General features: G+C 66.7%; 12 protein-coding genes. 4 read left to right on the top strand and 8 right to left on the bottom strand.

All coding sequences use genetic code 11. From position 1 onward, the window contains the following. Position 1 precedes the first annotated feature (1 nt). Genes CXZ10_RS19375 through CXZ10_RS19365 form a run of 3 tightly spaced genes read right to left on the bottom strand, consistent with a single transcriptional unit; the run spans position 2 to position 2562 of the window. Positions 2-748: an ABC transporter ATP-binding protein gene (locus tag CXZ10_RS19375; protein ID WP_101291014.1), complete on the bottom strand. Its 747-nt coding sequence runs from the start codon at positions 746-748 to the stop codon at positions 2-4. Then, on the bottom strand, positions 745-1539 hold the full coding sequence (locus CXZ10_RS19370) for an ABC transporter permease (RefSeq protein WP_101291013.1): 795 nt from the start codon (positions 1537-1539) through the stop codon (positions 745-747). Before CXZ10_RS19370 ends, CXZ10_RS19375 begins: the two co-directional genes overlap by 4 nt. Positions 1540-1542: 3 nt before the next feature. Further along, the gene (locus CXZ10_RS19365) at positions 1543-2562 is read right to left on the bottom strand and encodes an ABC transporter substrate-binding protein (protein ID WP_244617118.1); all 1020 of its coding nucleotides are present in this window, start codon (positions 2560-2562) and stop codon (positions 1543-1545) included. 377 nt (positions 2563-2939) lie between these two features. Here CXZ10_RS19365 and CXZ10_RS19360 point away from each other — a divergent pair, with 377 nt between their 5' ends. Then, complete coding sequence (locus CXZ10_RS19360; RefSeq protein WP_101291011.1) at positions 2940-4940, top strand: FAD-dependent oxidoreductase; 2001 nt, start codon at positions 2940-2942, stop codon at positions 4938-4940. A gap of 4 nt (positions 4941-4944) precedes the next feature. Continuing rightward, positions 4945-6795: a [FeFe] hydrogenase, group A gene (locus CXZ10_RS19355; protein WP_101291010.1), complete on the top strand. Its 1851-nt coding sequence runs from the start codon at positions 4945-4947 to the stop codon at positions 6793-6795. A 72-nt stretch (positions 6796-6867) separates the two neighbouring features. Here the strand turns inward: CXZ10_RS19355 and fabF are convergent, their stop codons facing one another. From fabF to CXZ10_RS19330, 5 genes are all read right to left on the bottom strand, one after another. After that, the gene (gene fabF, locus CXZ10_RS19350) at positions 6868-8130 is read right to left on the bottom strand and encodes a beta-ketoacyl-ACP synthase II (protein WP_101291009.1); all 1263 of its coding nucleotides are present in this window, start codon (positions 8128-8130) and stop codon (positions 6868-6870) included. A 68-nt stretch (positions 8131-8198) separates the two neighbouring features. Next, positions 8199-8618 (bottom strand): MarR family winged helix-turn-helix transcriptional regulator, encoded by a 420-nt coding sequence (locus CXZ10_RS19345; RefSeq protein WP_180336083.1) that lies wholly within the window; start codon positions 8616-8618, stop codon positions 8199-8201. Between the two features lie 108 nt (positions 8619-8726). Next, positions 8727-10448, bottom strand: a complete 1722-nt coding sequence (gene leuA, locus CXZ10_RS19340) for a 2-isopropylmalate synthase (RefSeq protein ID WP_244617119.1) — start codon at positions 10446-10448, stop codon at positions 8727-8729. Positions 10449-10761: 313 nt separating this feature from the next. Further along, positions 10762-11325 carry a UbiX family flavin prenyltransferase gene (locus tag CXZ10_RS19335; RefSeq protein WP_101291007.1) on the bottom strand — a complete coding sequence of 188 codons (564 nt, stop codon included), beginning with the start codon at positions 11323-11325 and terminating at the stop codon, positions 10762-10764. Further along, positions 11322-12812 carry a UbiD family decarboxylase gene (locus tag CXZ10_RS19330; RefSeq protein ID WP_101291006.1) on the bottom strand — a complete coding sequence of 497 codons (1491 nt, stop codon included), beginning with the start codon at positions 12810-12812 and terminating at the stop codon, positions 11322-11324. The genes CXZ10_RS19335 and CXZ10_RS19330 overlap by 4 nt, the downstream gene beginning before the upstream one ends. A gap of 196 nt (positions 12813-13008) precedes the next feature. On the opposite strand from CXZ10_RS19330, the gene ubiT reads away from it, so the two are divergent. Continuing rightward, positions 13009-13548 (top strand): ubiquinone anaerobic biosynthesis accessory factor UbiT, encoded by a 540-nt coding sequence (gene ubiT, locus CXZ10_RS19325; protein ID WP_101291005.1) that lies wholly within the window; start codon positions 13009-13011, stop codon positions 13546-13548. Continuing rightward, positions 13545-14534 carry a ubiquinone anaerobic biosynthesis protein UbiU gene (gene ubiU / locus CXZ10_RS19320; protein ID WP_101291004.1) on the top strand — a complete coding sequence of 330 codons (990 nt, stop codon included), beginning with the start codon at positions 13545-13547 and terminating at the stop codon, positions 14532-14534. Before ubiT ends, ubiU begins: the two co-directional genes overlap by 4 nt. Positions 14535-14543: the final 9 nt, after the last annotated feature.

The raw sequence follows: 14543 nt of genomic DNA, 5'->3' as shown, positions 1-14543 counted from the left end.
GTCAGCCCGACAGCGTTGGGCGGAAGGCATCGCGGATGGCCTCCTGCCCGGCGATGCGGCGGATTTCTTCCTCAACGAAGGCGTCGTCCCTGAGACGCGACGGCCGGTCGATGGAAAGGCGAGTGACGATCCGCCCCGGTCGGCCGGACAGAACAACCGCCTCGTCGGCCAGCCGCACCGCCTCGGAAAGGTCGTGAGTCACCAGCACCACCGTCACGCCGCGTTCCTGCGCGTCGAGGCGGACGAGTTGCTGCATCTCGCGCGACAGGCCGACGTCGAGCGCCGAGAAGGCCTCGTCGAGCAGCAGCAGGTCGGGCTCGATGACGAGAGCCCGCGCCAGCGCCACCCGCTTCTTCATGCCGCCGGACAGCTGGTGCGGATAGAGCCCGGCCTCGCTGTGGCCGAGCCCCACCTTGACCAGCATCGACCGCGCTCGCGCGAGCCGCTCGGCACGGCTGAGCCGCCGGCCGGCGAGACCAAAGGCGACATTGCCGCGTGCCGTCCGCCAGGGCAGGAGCAGCGGATCCTGAAAGACGAAGGCGGGACGCTCGAACGGCAGCTCGACATGGCCGGCGTCGGGGCGAAGAAGACCGCCGAGGATGTGCAGGAGTGTCGTCTTGCCGCTGCCCGACGGTCCGAGAATGGCAAGGACGCCGCCTTTCGGCACGCTAAGATCGACGGCGTGGAGCACCTTGGCACCGGAAAAGCCGCGCGTGATGCCGCTCGCCGCGAGCGCGCCGTCGCTCATGCCGTCTCTCCCGGCAGACCACGCCGCCACGTCTCGAAATGCCGGCGCACCGGCTCGATGACCAGACGATCAACGACGAGCAACAGAGCCACCACCACGATCACCCAGGCCATGGTCTTGGCGGTGTCGACCTCGGCACGAGCCGCGGCCAAGCCGTCGCCGATGCCGCCGGCCCCGGACAGCAGCTCGGCCATCACGGCCACCTTCCAGCTCATGGCGAGGGCCGTGCCGAGCGCCGGAAGAAGGTAGGACAGCACATGCGGCAGATAGACGTCGACGATCACCGCGCCGAGCGGTACGCGGAAAGCGCGCGCCATGGTGCGCAGCCCGCCGTCAACGGTGCGGGTGCCCTGCGTTGCCGCGGCAAACACCACGGGACCGGCGGCAACCGCCACGGAAAAGGTCGCGGCGAGGCCGGAGCCGCCAAACCACAGCAGCGACAGCACCACCCAGGCGATGGCCGGTACGCCGATCAGCATGGTGGCGGTCGGCTGCAACATGGCCCGGACCGGCATCGACCGCCCGGCAAGACCACCTAGAACCGAACCGGCCAGCGTCGCCGCGAGAAAGCCCGAGAGGGCATCGCGCATGGTGGTCACGATGGCCGGCAACAGATCACCGTCCGAGGCGAGGCGCCCAAGGGCGGCAAGCGTCGATAGCGGCGAGGGCAGGACGAAATCGCCATAGGCGCTGTGCCCCATCTCCCAGAGCGCGACGACTGCCGCAAGCCCCAACATGCCCCAGCGGCGTTCGCCGCCACCGGCAAGCCGGCGCCAGGAGATCTTCGGCATGTCTCAGCGCCCCCAGTAGAACGCCGCCTCCGGCAGGTGCCCGGCGACGATATCCGGCGACAGCGTCATCAGTGCCTCAAAATAGGCCTCAAGGTCGGTCTTGGCCTCCCTGGCCGACGCGACCTTCAATCGGAAGCGCGGCAATGACGCCTCGACGATCGGCGACGGCAGCTTCAGGGGATCGGCGATGAGACCTGCGGCCTCCTTCGGGTGGTCTCCAACCCAGCCCGCTGCCTCGACCGAAGCGGCATGCAGCGCCGCGACCAGCTCGGGATGGGCGTCGAGAAATCTCTCGGTCACCGCGAGGCCGGCCTGCGGGATGCCTGCCGGGCGGCCGCTGCGGGCGGCGTAGAGCTCGGTCACGTCAAGAGCGCGGGTGACGGAAACCCCCGCTTGCTTCGCCTTGATCTCGGCGGCGCTCGCCGCCGGTTCCGGCAGCACCGCGGCGTCCGCCTTGCCGGCCAGGAGCAGCGGCACCGCCTCGGCCGACGTGCCGACATAGGAGAGGGTGACGTCGCGCTCGGGATCCAGCCCGGCCGACTTCAGCACAAAGCGGGTGAGGAGGTCGGGCGCGTCGTTCTTGGCACCGACCAGCAGCGTTTTTCCTTTGAGGTCCTCAACCCTTTCGAGCCGAACGCCCTGACCGGCAAACACATAGAGCAGCCCCCAGGTGATCACGTTGACGAGCCGGACGCCGGCGCCGCGGTTGAAGAGGTTGGCGGCAGCATAGGTCGGCGTCGCGAACAGAGCGATCTCGCCCGAAACCACGCCGGCCCGCATCTGGTCGGCAGTGCGCCAGACATCGAAGCGCGCCTCCCCGACGAGGGGCGCCAGCGCACCGGAGGCCACGGCGCGCGCCAGCACCACCGAAGGCGAGGCCGGCATGCCCCAGACGGTCAGACGATCGAGGGCAGAAGCTCTCGCGGACGACCAAGCCGGCAACGCGACAAGTCCGGCAGCGAGGGCCGCGCCTTCGAGAAACCGCCGGCGGCTCATGCTTGATGGCATGGAGGAAGCTGTCATGTCGGAACCCGGACTGCGCGGCGCGGCCGCATTCTGAGAGGCATTCGTCCGACACTAGACCAAATCGCTGCCCGGGGAAATTGCCAGTCGCGAGGCCAATGCTTGAGGAACAACGAACTGGGAACCAAGACATTCCGATGATTTACGGATAGGAATTCACCCTAATACGCGATAATGCGTAATATGAAAGCTGAGAACGAGAAGCATCTAAATCGAAAAAGAGAGAAAGCAACTACGTAGGCCGACCCGTTTGACTTTCCTCATTGCTGTTTGCATGGCAGATGCCTATGGAACGCATGATACGGACACATTTCCCCGAAGGTCGCTCGCCTGTGACAGACTTGCCGGGGAACGCCCAACCAAATGGGGGTGGCAGCATGGCACAGGTTGTTTATGGCGTGTGGGACGGCGTCGTCCACGATTACCGCCAGGGAAAGGCCGTGGAGGGCGCGACGCCTCCCGACCTGAAGGACTTCGAGGTGTTCGACGAAGGCAACCCGATCCGCGCCTTCGTGGCCGATCGCGGCTTCTTCGTCTTCGACGAGAAGGTCAATCTCCTCGACGCCTTCTGGCAGTATCTCAGCAAGGCGGCCGCGGAATCCTGCGGCAAGTGCACCCCCTGCCGCATGGGCACCGTGCTGGTTCGCGACGCTCTCGGCGCCATGCGCCGCGGCCTTGAGGGCGACCTCAGCCTCGACGAGATCGCGGCCATGGCCGAGCAGATGCGCGCCACCTCGCTCTGCGGCCTCGGCCAGTCCTGCGGCACCGCCCTCGGCAAGGCCATTGCCGCCTTCCGCGACGAGTTCGAGGCCGAGCTCGCCAAGAAGGAGCCGGCCCGTCAGCAGCACGCCATGAGCTACATGACGGCGCCCTGCATCGAAGCCTGTCCGTCCAAGGTCAACGTTCCCCGCTACATCGACTACATCCGCGACGGCAAGCCCGAGCATTCGCTCGGCGTCATCCTGCAGAAGTACCCGATGGCCGCCACCTGCAGCCGCGTCTGCGTCCGCTTCTGCGAAGCGGCCTGCCGCCGCAAGATGGTCGACGAGGCGGTCGGCATCAAGATCCTGAAGCGCTATGTGGCTGAGTACCAGACCGGTGCGCACCCGCTGGTGTTCTCCAAGGAGATGATCGCCAACGTCCTGCCCGAGGACCAGCGCGTCGCCGTCGTCGGCGCCGGCCCGGCTGGCGTGTCCTGCGCCTATCACCTGCTGATGCGCGGCTATCACGTCGACATCTACGAGGCCCAGGGCGAGATGGGCGGTATGGCCGCCATCGGCATCCCGTCCTACCGTCTGCCGAAGGACGTTCTGCTCAACGAGATGAATGCCATCACCAAGCTCGGTGGCCGCTTCTTCTTCAACCAGCGCCTCGGCAAGGACTTCTCGGTCGATGACCTGATGAAGCGGGGCTACAAGTCGGTGTTCCTCGCCCTCGGTTGCCAGGAAGGCACCAAGATGGGCTGTGAGAACGAGGACACCAGCCTCGAAGGCTACGAGTCCGGCGTCGGCTTCCTGCTCAAGGTCCACGACCACGTGGCCGGCATCAAGACCCACAATATCGATGGCGAAGTGGTCGTCGTCGGCGGCGGCAACGTCGCCATGGACTGCGTCCGCTCGGCCATCCGCATGGGCGCCAAGAAGGTCCACCTCGTCTACCGCCGCACCGAAGCCGACATGCCCGCCGACCACGAGGAAATCGTGGCGGCCCATGCCGAGGGCATCGAGTTCCACGTGCTGACCAACCCGCTCGCCATCATCTCGGAGAACGGCAAGGTCACCGGCGTCAAGCTCACCAAGATGGAGCAGACGGAGATGGACGCCAAGGGTCGCCGCAACGTGCGGCCGATCCCCGGCAGCGAGTATGTCATGCCCTGTTCGGTGGTGATCGCCGCCATCGGCCAGCAGGTCGACACCGGCTCGGTCAAGCCCGAAGACGGCGTCGAGATGAGCAAGTGGAACTGGGTGGTCGCCAACAAGGAGACGCTCGCCACCTCGCGGCCGGGCGTGTTCGCCGGCGGCGATTGCTACCTCGGTCCGTCGACGCTGATCGCCGCCATGGCAGACGGCCTCAAGGCCGCCCGCAACATCGACGACTATCTGCGCCGCGGTTCGACCCGCTTCTTCCCGCGCTCCCGCATGCGCAAGATTCTGGAGAACAACAAGCTGTTCTCCAACGACTGCATCGAGGTGCCGGTCAAGAACGAGTACCGCGTCCACCATCCGGAACTGTCGCCGGAAGTGCGCAAGACCATGTTCGGGGAAGTCGAGCAGATCATCAGCTCGGAGGACGCCTACAAGGAGTCCATGCGCTGCATGCGCTGCTACCGCATCTACTCCGTGATCACCGAACACTCCATCCCCGAAGGAGCGGCGTGAGACCATGTGCAACGTCGAAACCCTCACCCCCGTGGGCGCCGAGGCCACGATCAACGTCAAGGTCAACGGCAAGGCCCTCACGGCCTATCCGAACGAGACGATCCTCTCGGCCGCCCGCCGGCATGACTTCTACATCCCGACGCTGTGCGAGCTCGCGGACATCGACCACACCCCCGGCACCTGCCGCGTGTGCCTCGTCGAGATCCAGATGCCCGGTCAGGCCAACACCCACATGGTGACGGCCTGCAACACGCCGGTGAAGGAAGGCCTCGCCATCGAGACGCGCACCAAGAAGGTGCGCGACATGCAGAAGCTGCAGGTCGAGCTCCTGATGGCCGACCACCTTCAGGACTGCGCCACCTGCACCCGCCACGGCTCCTGCGAGCTGCAGGACGTCGCGCAGTTCGTCGGCCTCAAGGAAAACCGCTTCTTCGACCCGATCCGCGTCGCCTCCCGCGAGGTCGACCATTCGTCGCCGGCCATGGTCCGCGACATGACCAAGTGCATCCGCTGCCAGCGCTGCGTCACGGTCTGCCGCAACTACCAGGAAGTCGACGCGCTGGTCGTCACCGGCACCGGCCTCGACACGGCGATCGGCCTGCGTCACGGCAAGAACCAGAAGGACTCCACCTGCGTCACCTGCGGCCAGTGCGTCCTCGTCTGCCCGACCGGCGCTCTTGCCGAGAAGGACGAGACCGATCGGGTCCTCGACTACATCTACGATCCCGAGGTGACCACCGTCCTCCAGTTCGCGCCGGCCATCCGCGTCGGCTTCGGCGAGGAGTTCGGCATGCCGCCGGGAACCAACGTCGAGGGCCAGATCATCGCGGCCGCCCGCAAGCTGGGCGTCGACATCGTGCTCGACACCAACTTCGGCGCCGACGTGGTGATCATGGAGGAAGGCACCGAGCTTCTGCACCGTCTCGCCGAGCGCAAGAAGCCGACCATCACCTCCTGCTGCCCGGCCTGGATCAACTTCGCCGAGATCCATTATCCGGAGCTCTTGCCGCTGCTCTCGTCCACCCGCTCGCCGCAGGCGGTCGTCGGCGCCATCGCCAAGACCTACCTGCCGGCCAAGATGGGTCTCGACCCGAAGCGGATTCGCGTCATCTCCATCATGCCCTGCACGGCCAAGAAGGACGAGATCGTCCGGCCGCAGCTCGGCGAGGATGGTACGCCGGACGTCGACGTCGTGCTGACGACGCGCGAGTTCGCGCGCCTTCTGAAGCGCGAAGGCCTCGATCTCAATACCATCGAGCCGTCGACCTTCGACAACCCCTATATGAGCGAGTACACCGGCGCCGGCGTGATCTTCGGCACCACCGGCGGCGTCATGGAAGCGGCGCTGCGCACCGTCTACAAGGTCGTCAATGGCAAGGAGCTTGACCAGATCGAGCTGACCCAGCTGCGCGGCTTCGAGGGCGTGCGCTCGGCCACCGTCGACCTCGGCGGCAACATCGGTGAGGTGAAGATCGCCATGGCCCATGGCCTCGGCGAGACGCGCGCCCTGATGGAGGCGATCAAGGCCGGCGAGGCCGACTTCGACTTCATCGAGATCATGGCCTGCCCCGGCGGTTGCGTCGACGGCGGCGGCACGCTGCGCTCCAAGAAGCAGTATCTGCCCTACGCCCTCAAGCGGCGCGAGACGATGTTCGGCATCGACCGGAAGGCCAAGGTGCGCCAGTCGCACAACAACGAACAGGTCAAGGCCCTCTACCGCGACTTCCTGGGTTCGCCGAACTCCGAGAAGGCGCACCACCTCCTCCACACGTTCTACACCGACCGCAAGGCGGAGCTGGAACTGACGGTCAAGGAGATCTGGGGCGAGATCAAGATGAGCACCATGATCTACTGAGATCTGGCGTTCTGAAAGACTTGAGAGCCGGGCGGCGGGGTAACCTGCCGCCCGTTTCTTTTGGACGACCAGTCAGTTGAAGCGCGAGAAGACCAGCGCCGCGTTGACGCCGCCGAAGCCGAAGGCATTGGACAACACATGACCGACGGCGGCGGGACGGGCCGCGCCGATGAGGTCGAAGCCCTCTGCCTCAGCCATCGGGTGCTCGATGTTGAGGCTCGGCGGCAGTGTCTGGTGACGAAGCGCCAGCACCGAGAAGATGGCCTCGATGGCGCCGGCCGCGCCCAGCATGTGGCCGGTCGCCGACTTGGTGGAACCGACCGGCACGCCGCCGCCCCCCGGCCCGAAAACAGACGCCAAAGCGGCAAGCTCCGCCGCGTCGCCGACCGGCGTCGAGGTGGCGTGCGCGTTGACATAGCCGATGGAAGCGGGCTCGAGGCCGGCCATGCCGAGCGCCAACCGCATGGCGCGCGCCGCTTCCCTCCCATCCGGCCAGCCGGCGGTGACATGATGGGCGTCGGTGGTCGTGCCATAGCCCGAGACGACGGCGAGCGGCACCGCCCCGCGTGCCTCGGCATGCGACAGTTTCTCGATGACCAGAGTCGCCGCCCCCTCCGACAAAACAAAGCCATCATGATCGACATCGAAAGGCCGCGATGCCTTGGCCGGCTCGTCGTTGAAGTTGAACGACAGCGCCTTGGCCGCCGTGAAGCCGCCGATCGCCACCGGGTCGACGCAACCCTCGCTGCCACCGCATAGCGCGATGTCCGCCTCGCCGTTGCGGATCATGCGCATGGCATCGCCAATGGCCTGCGCCGAAGCGGCGCAGGCGGTGACCGGTGCCCCAGAGGGACCGCGAAAACCGAAACGGATCGACACCTGGCCGGTGGCAAGATTGGGCAGGAAGGACGGTACCACGAAGGGCGACAGGCGCCGGACGCCGTCGGTCCGCACCGTCTCGCTCGCCGCGGTGATCGCCGGCACGCCGCCGACGCCGGTGGCGATGACCGTCGCCGTGCTCATCCGCTCGGCTTCGCTTTCCGGATACCAACCCGCCTGGGCGAGCGCTTCGGAGGCCGCCGCCATGGCGTAGTGGATGAAGAGGTCGGTACGGCGCAGGTCACGCGGGTCCATGACGGCCTCAGGGTCGAAGCCGCCGGGCTCGTCGCGGCCGGGAACAAGGCCGGCGATCCGGCATTTCCAGCCGTCGGTGTCGAAGCGATCGTTCCGCCGAATGCCGCTCTCGCCGGCGACGAGGCGGTTCCAGATGGCTTCGACGCCGGTGCCCAGGGGCGACACCGCCCCCATCCCTGTAACGACGATCGGTTCCTGCATGCTCACCTCCATGTGTACAAGCACAGTGCATATACACTATATGGCCGGGAAACAACCGGTCGTTCCGATCAGCGGGAAAACCGTCTGGATATCTTGAGGTAGGCCTCGGTCTCCTCTGGCGAGCTGCCGCGCATCAAGCCGGCCTGGGCTGCCTGCCACTCGACAATCAGGCGATCGAGCAGGGCATCCCCCTCGTCGGTCAGTTCGCTGACCCGCGTGTTGCCGCCGGCGCTATCCAATCGCCGCACCAGACCCTTCGCTTCGAGCCGGTCGAGGTTGCGGATCAGGCTGGTACGGTCGAGATGGATACGGGACGACAAGGTCCCCACCGTGGCGCCGGGATTGTAGCGGATGGCGGCGAGCAGCGAGAACTGCTGCACGGTGACGCCGAAGGGTTTCAGCTTGGCGTCATAGCGACGGACCAGCGCCCGCGCCGCCGCAACGGTGTTGAGAACGAGGCAGTTGGCAAGATCTTCGGGAAGCGACATGGGCCATGCTTGCATGCGAGGCGCCGCCAAAGTCAAGCCGGAGGCCCGACAAGAAAAGCCCCCGGCCGGCAGACGACCGAGGGCTTGCTTCATCTGGGGTTGGTGCAATCAGCCGACCTTGAGGTCCAGCACCCGGTTGACCGCCGACACCACGGCAGAGAGCGACGCCGTCACGATATTGGTGTTGATGCCGACACCGTGCAGCTTGCCGCCGGGATGCTTCAACTCGACATAGGCGATGGCCGCGGCATCCGAACCCTGCTGGAGCGAATGCTCGGAATAATCGGCCACAGACACGGGAATGCCGATGTAGACCGACAAGGCATGCACGAAGCCATCGATGGGGCCATTGCCGCGGCCCTCGATGGTGCGCGAAACGCCGCCGTCGACGATCTCGGCGACGCAGACCCGCCGACCCTTCACCTCCGTGTCCGGGAAGGTGTGGTGGTCGACGAACTTGAGCCGACCTTCCGGCTGGTCGACATAGAGCTGCATGAAGCGCTCGTAGATGCGCTGTGAACTGAGCTCACGCCCTTCGCGGTCGGTAATTGCCTGGATGTCCTCGCGGAACTCCACCTGTAACGCACGCGGCAGGTTGATGCCGTGATCGTTCTGCATGAGGTAGGCGATGCCGCCCTTGCCCGACTGCGAGTTGATGCGAATGATCGCCTCGTAGGAGCGGCCGACGTCCTGCGGATCGATCGGCAGGTAGGGAACCTCCCAGACGCCGGTGTTCGACGCCTTCATGGCCTTGAGGCCCTTGTTGATGGCATCCTGATGCGAGCCGGAGAAGGCGGTGTAGACGAGTTCACCGACGTAAGGGTGCCGCTCGGGTACCTTCATCTGGTTGGAATACTCGAACACGTCGCGGATGTGCTCGATGTTCGAGCAATCGAGACCCGGGTCAACGCCCTGGGTGAACATGTTGAGCGCCATGGTGACGACGTCGACGTTGCCGGTGCGCTCGCCGTTGCCGAACAGAGTGCCCTCGACGCGGTCGGCGCCGGCCATCAGCGCCAGCTCGGCGGCGGCGACGCCGGTGCCGCGATCGTTGTGCGGGTGCAGCGAGATCAGCACCGAGTCGCGCCGATCGATGTTGCGGCTCATCCACTCGATCTGGTCGGCGTAGACGTTGGGCGTCGCCATCTCCACCGTGGACGGCAGGTTGAGGATCAGCTTGTTGTCGGGCGTCGGATTGATGACCTCGATCACCGCGTTGGAAATCTCCAGCGCCACCTCCAGCTCGGTGCCGGTGAAGCTCTCCGGGGAATACTCGAAGCGGAAGCCGCCGCCGGCCTTGGCCGCCATGTCGGCGATCAGCTTGGCGCCATCGACGGCGATCTGCTTGATGCCCTGGACGTCCTTGCCGAACACCACGCGCCGCTGCAGGCTGCTGGTGGAATTGTAGAAATGGACGATCGGTCGCTTGGCGCCCTGCAAGGCCTCGAAGGTGCGGATGATCAGCTCCGGCCGGCATTGCACCAAAACTTGCAGAGACACATCGTCCGGCGCGCCGCCCTCTTCCACGCACCAACGGGCGAAGTCGAAGTCGGTCTGCGAGGCCGAGGGAAAGCCGATCTCGATTTCCTTGAAGCCCATTTCCAGGAGCAGGCGGAACATGTGGGCCTTACGGTCGTGGCCCATCGGGTCGACCAGCGCCTGATTGCCGTCACGCAGATCGACCGAGCACCAGATCGGCGCCTTGTCGATCACCTTGCTCGGCCAGGTGCGATCCTTGAGATTGATCGGCGTGAAGGGACGGTACTTGGAGGAAGCGATGGGCATGCCTACCCGGTCGCGGCCCACTCCGTTCTGAAACGTATCGGTCATGATGCTGTCACTCGTCTCTGGCTGGCGCCGTCTGCCGGCCGCGTCGTTCCGGCGACGTCGAAAAGCGGCGTAAGGCGCAATTGGTCATGCATGGGTTGAGAAGGAGAGAGCTCATGGCCAGCGGCGGGCTATCGGCCGCCGGGCGCTCCCTCACTGGACCCGGCAACCGCTGATAAGGCCGAGACGAAGAAGCGAGCCGAGCATCCGTGCACGGTCCCCGGGGGCGGTGCCCTCGGCGGAGATATGGCGCGAGATGTCAGGCGTCGTGGTCATGTAAAGGGCTATACCCGTAGAAATGCGGCCTGACAAGGCCTCAGAGGCCCTGCCAGCGCGTCAACGCATCACCGGGATTGACGCCGAGCCAAGTGAGCACCCGAGCCGCCATCTCCCTGATCATGTCGTCGATGGTCTCCGGCTTGCTGTAGAAGGGCAGCACCGGCGGCGCCACCAGGGCACCCATGCGGGTGAGCATCAGCATGGAGTTGAGATGCGCCTCGGTGAGCGGCGCCTCGCGCGGCAACACGACGAGCCGCCGACGCTCCTTCAGCATCACGTCGCCGGCCCGCGTCAACAGGTTGTCGCCGAAGCCATGGGCGAGCGCGGCGAGCGTCCGCATCGAGCAGGGAACCACGGCCATGGCGTCGGCGCCGAAGGAGCCGGAGGCGATCGATGCGCCGAGATCGTCGATGTCATGGGCGAAAGTGGCGAGCCGCCGCATCTCCTGAAGCCCGTCCGGCCCGAGTTCATGCGTAATGGTGCGCTCGCCCCCCTCGGTGATGACGAGATGCGTCTCGACGCCGGCAGCGCCGAGCTGACGCAGCACCTCGCGGCCGAGCGCCGCGCCCGACGCACCGCTGATCCCGATGACGACCTTCATGGCGCTGCTCCGAACAGTTCGGTCCAGCGGGCGTCGACCGATTGCTTCACCGCCTCGTCCATGGTCATCACCCGCCCCCACTCCCGGCTGGTCTCGGCGCCGATCTTGTTGGTCGCGTCGATGCCGATCTTGCCACCGAGCCCTTCGAGGGGCGAGGCGAAATCGAGATGGTCCATCGGCGTGCGATTGAGCACAAGCGTGTCGCGGGCCGGATCGGCGCGCGTCGCCACCGCCCACATTACGTCGGACCACGAGCGGACGTCGATGTCATCATCGACGACGATGACCATCTTGGTCATGGTGAACTGCGGCAGCAGCGACCAGAAGCCCATCATCACCCGCCGCGCCTGGCCGGCGAAGCGCTTGTCGATGGCGATGACCGCGACGCGATAGGAGCAGGTCTCCGGCGGCAGCCAGAGATCGCGGATCTCCGGAATGGCCTCCATCAGCAGCGGCTTGAACACCTCGGCCAGCGCATCGCCCATCACCGCCGGCTCGTCCGGCGCCCGTCCAGTGAAGGTAGTGAGATAGGGCGCCCCCTCGCGCACCCGCATCGCCGTCAGCCGGAACACCGGATGCCGCTCCGGAGGATTGTAGTAGCCGGTGTGATCGCCGAACGGCCCCTCCATCGCCGTGTCGCCGGGGGTAATGGTGCCTTCGAGGACGATCTCGGCGGAGGCCGGAACATGCAGCGGAATGGTGCGGCAGGGCGTGACGGACGTGCGCGCGCCGGCGATGAGACCGGCCAGCGACAGTTCCGTCACGCCTTCGGGTGCCGGCATGACGGCGGCGAGAATGGTGGCGGGATCGGCGCCGATCACCACCGCCACCGGCATGGTCTCGCCGGCCTTCAGCCATTGCCGGTGATGCTGCGCTCCGCCCCGCATCGGCAGCCAGCGCATGATGGCGCTCGTCTCGTCGAGCACCTGCATGCGGTAGACGCCGACGTTATAGGCGTTGAGGTCGTCGGCGCCGGGCGCGCGGGTCACCACCAGAGGCCATGTGAGCAGCGGCCCGGCGTCACCTGGCCAGCAGGTCTGGATCGGCAGAGCAGAGAGGTCGATGGGACAATCGCGCCAGCGGCCGCGTTCGCCGACGACCTTCGGCCGGGCATTGAGCGCCGCCCGCGCCACCGGCCAGAGGCTGGTCGCTTCGCCAAGCGAGCGCGGCGGCTTCGGCGACCGCAGGAAGGCCATCATCCGGCCAAGGGTGGCAAGGCCGGCCTCGTCGGTGCCGAGGCCCGCGGCGACGCGGGCGCGGGTGCCGAACAGGTTGGCGACGACCGGCATGGCCGATGGCTGGCCGCCGACGGTCGGCGCGGAAAAGCGCAGGACCGGGCCGCCGGCCGCGATCACCCGCCGGTGAATCTCCGTCGCCTCGAGCCGCATGTCGACCGGCGCCGTTAGGGTACGGAGGTCACCCTTGGTTTCGAGGAAGGACAGGAAGCTCGTGAGATCGGGGAAACGCGGCAGGCTGCGGCTGAACATTCTCTTTCCCGACCTCTCGTTCGCGATGCTCCAGACCTTCGGTCTTTTCCCCACTGGCGCCGGGCACCGCCGACACATAACACCTTCTCGCCAATCAAACAGATTGCCACGGCAAAAAGCGGCACGTCTTTGAGCTATGACAAAAACATGAGCGACCGACTGTCCTAAGCTTCTCGCCTTCGAAATGGATATTGCGATGGCCGAACATTTCCGGGGCGAGCTGCCCAAAATCCTCCGCTTGCTGGCTGCGCCGGCCGGCTTCTTGCCGCTCGGACCGGCGCTGACGCTGGCCGTCCGCCGATTCGCCCGCCGCAAGCCGGCCGTCTTCGACCGGCTCGGCGACTACGGCAAATGCTCGTTCCTGATCGAGCCGTCCGACCTCGACGTCTGCTTCCTGATGGTGCCGGACGGCACGCGCGCCGAGGTGAAATGCCTGCGCCGCCGGGCCAGCCAGCACGCCGACGTGACGGTGCGCGGCCCGCTTCTCGTCCTCCTCGGCCTGCTCGACGGCACCTTCGACGGCGATGCCCTGTTCTTCAACCGTGCCATTGCCGTGTCCGGCCGCACCGACGCGCTGGTCGCCCTGCGCAATGCCATCGAGGACGCCGAGCTGACGCCGGCCGACTTCGTGGGCGCCACCGGCGGCCTCGGCCGGCTGGTCGACCGCTCGGTGATCGGCGGCCTCGGCCTTGCCCGCCGCTTCACCGGCTCGCCGATCCCCGGAGAGCCGTCATGAGCCTGGAACTGGTCTGCCCGGCCGGCACGCCCTCGGCCTTGCGGGCCGCAGTCGAGGCCGGCGCCCACTCTGTCTATTGCGGCTTCCGCGACGAGACCAACGCCCGCAACTTCCCCGGCCTCAACTTCTCGCCCGACGAGCTCGTCGAAGGCGTCCGCTTTGCCCATGCGCATGGCGCCAAGGTGCTGGTGGCGATCAACACCTTCGCCAAGGCCGGCGCCATGGATGCCTGGAAGGCGGCGCTCGCCAACGCCGAGAAAGCCGGCGCCGACGCGGTGATTCTCGCCGACCTCGCCGTACTCGATCACGCGGCAACGCATCACCCAAACCTCCGCCTGCATCTCTCGGTGCAGGCCGCCGCCGCGACGCCCGAGGCGATCGCCTTCTACGCCGACACCTTCGGCGTCAAGCGCGTCGTCATGCCGCGCGTCCTCTCGGTCGAGGAAATCGCCAAGCTCAACGCGGCGATCAACGTGGAGACCGAGGCCTTCGTCTTCGGCGGCCTCTGCCCGATGACCGAGGGGCGCTGCTCGCTGTCCTCCTACGCCACCGGCAAGTCGCCCAACCTCACCGGCGTCTGCTCGCCGCCCGAACACGTCGCCTATACCGAGGACAGGAACGGCACGGCGACCCGCCTCAACGGCTTCACCATCGACCGCTTCGGCGCCGGCGAGCAGGCGGGCTATCCGACGCTCTGCAAGGGGCGCTTCGTGGCCGGCGGCAAGACCTCCTATCTCTTCGAGGACCCGGTCAGCCTCAACGCGGCCAGCCTGATCGCGGCGCTGGCCAAGGCCGGCATCACGGCGCTGAAGATCGAGGGGCGCCAGCGCGGCAAGGGCTATGTCACGGAGGTGGTGCGCACCTTCCGCGCCGCCGTCGAGGCGATCGACGCCGGTGGCACCGAAGTCGAGGTCGGCCGTCTGCTCGCCGGCCTCGTGGAGGGCGGCCGCCAGACATCGGGCGCCTACAAGAAGACGTGGCGCTGAGCCGGAGAT

It is taken from the genome of Pleomorphomonas diazotrophica (assembly GCF_002844595.1).
GTDB classification, from domain to species: Bacteria; Pseudomonadota; Alphaproteobacteria; order Rhizobiales; family Pleomorphomonadaceae; genus Pleomorphomonas; species Pleomorphomonas diazotrophica.
This window is presented reverse-complemented; position numbering and strand designations above follow the sequence as displayed.

Bases quoted from the DNA above. Each gene is read 5' to 3' on its own strand.
- ubiT (WP_101291005.1), top strand. From the start codon at position 13,009: ATGGCCGAACATTTCCGGGGCGAGCTGCCCAAAATCCTCCGCTTGCTG.
- CXZ10_RS19365 (WP_244617118.1), bottom strand. From the start codon at position 2,562: ATGACAGCTTCCTCCATGCCATCAAGCATGAGCCGCCGGCGGTTTCTC.
- CXZ10_RS19375 (WP_101291014.1), bottom strand. From the start codon at position 748: ATGAGCGACGGCGCGCTCGCGGCGAGCGGCATCACGCGCGGCTTTTCC.
- fabF (WP_101291009.1), bottom strand. From the start codon at position 8,130: ATGCAGGAACCGATCGTCGTTACAGGGATGGGGGCGGTGTCGCCCCTG.
- CXZ10_RS19335 (WP_101291007.1), bottom strand. From the start codon at position 11,325: ATGAAGGTCGTCATCGGGATCAGCGGTGCGTCGGGCGCGGCGCTCGGC.
- CXZ10_RS19345 (WP_180336083.1), bottom strand. From the start codon at position 8,618: ATGTCGCTTCCCGAAGATCTTGCCAACTGCCTCGTTCTCAACACCGTT.
- CXZ10_RS19370 (WP_101291013.1), bottom strand. From the start codon at position 1,539: ATGCCGAAGATCTCCTGGCGCCGGCTTGCCGGTGGCGGCGAACGCCGC.
- CXZ10_RS19330 (WP_101291006.1), bottom strand. From the start codon at position 12,812: ATGTTCAGCCGCAGCCTGCCGCGTTTCCCCGATCTCACGAGCTTCCTG.
- leuA (WP_244617119.1), bottom strand. From the start codon at position 10,448: ATGACCGATACGTTTCAGAACGGAGTGGGCCGCGACCGGGTAGGCATG.
- CXZ10_RS19355 (WP_101291010.1), top strand. From the start codon at position 4,945: ATGTGCAACGTCGAAACCCTCACCCCCGTGGGCGCCGAGGCCACGATC.
- CXZ10_RS19360 (WP_101291011.1), top strand. From the start codon at position 2,940: ATGGCACAGGTTGTTTATGGCGTGTGGGACGGCGTCGTCCACGATTAC.
- ubiU (WP_101291004.1), top strand. From the start codon at position 13,545: ATGAGCCTGGAACTGGTCTGCCCGGCCGGCACGCCCTCGGCCTTGCGG.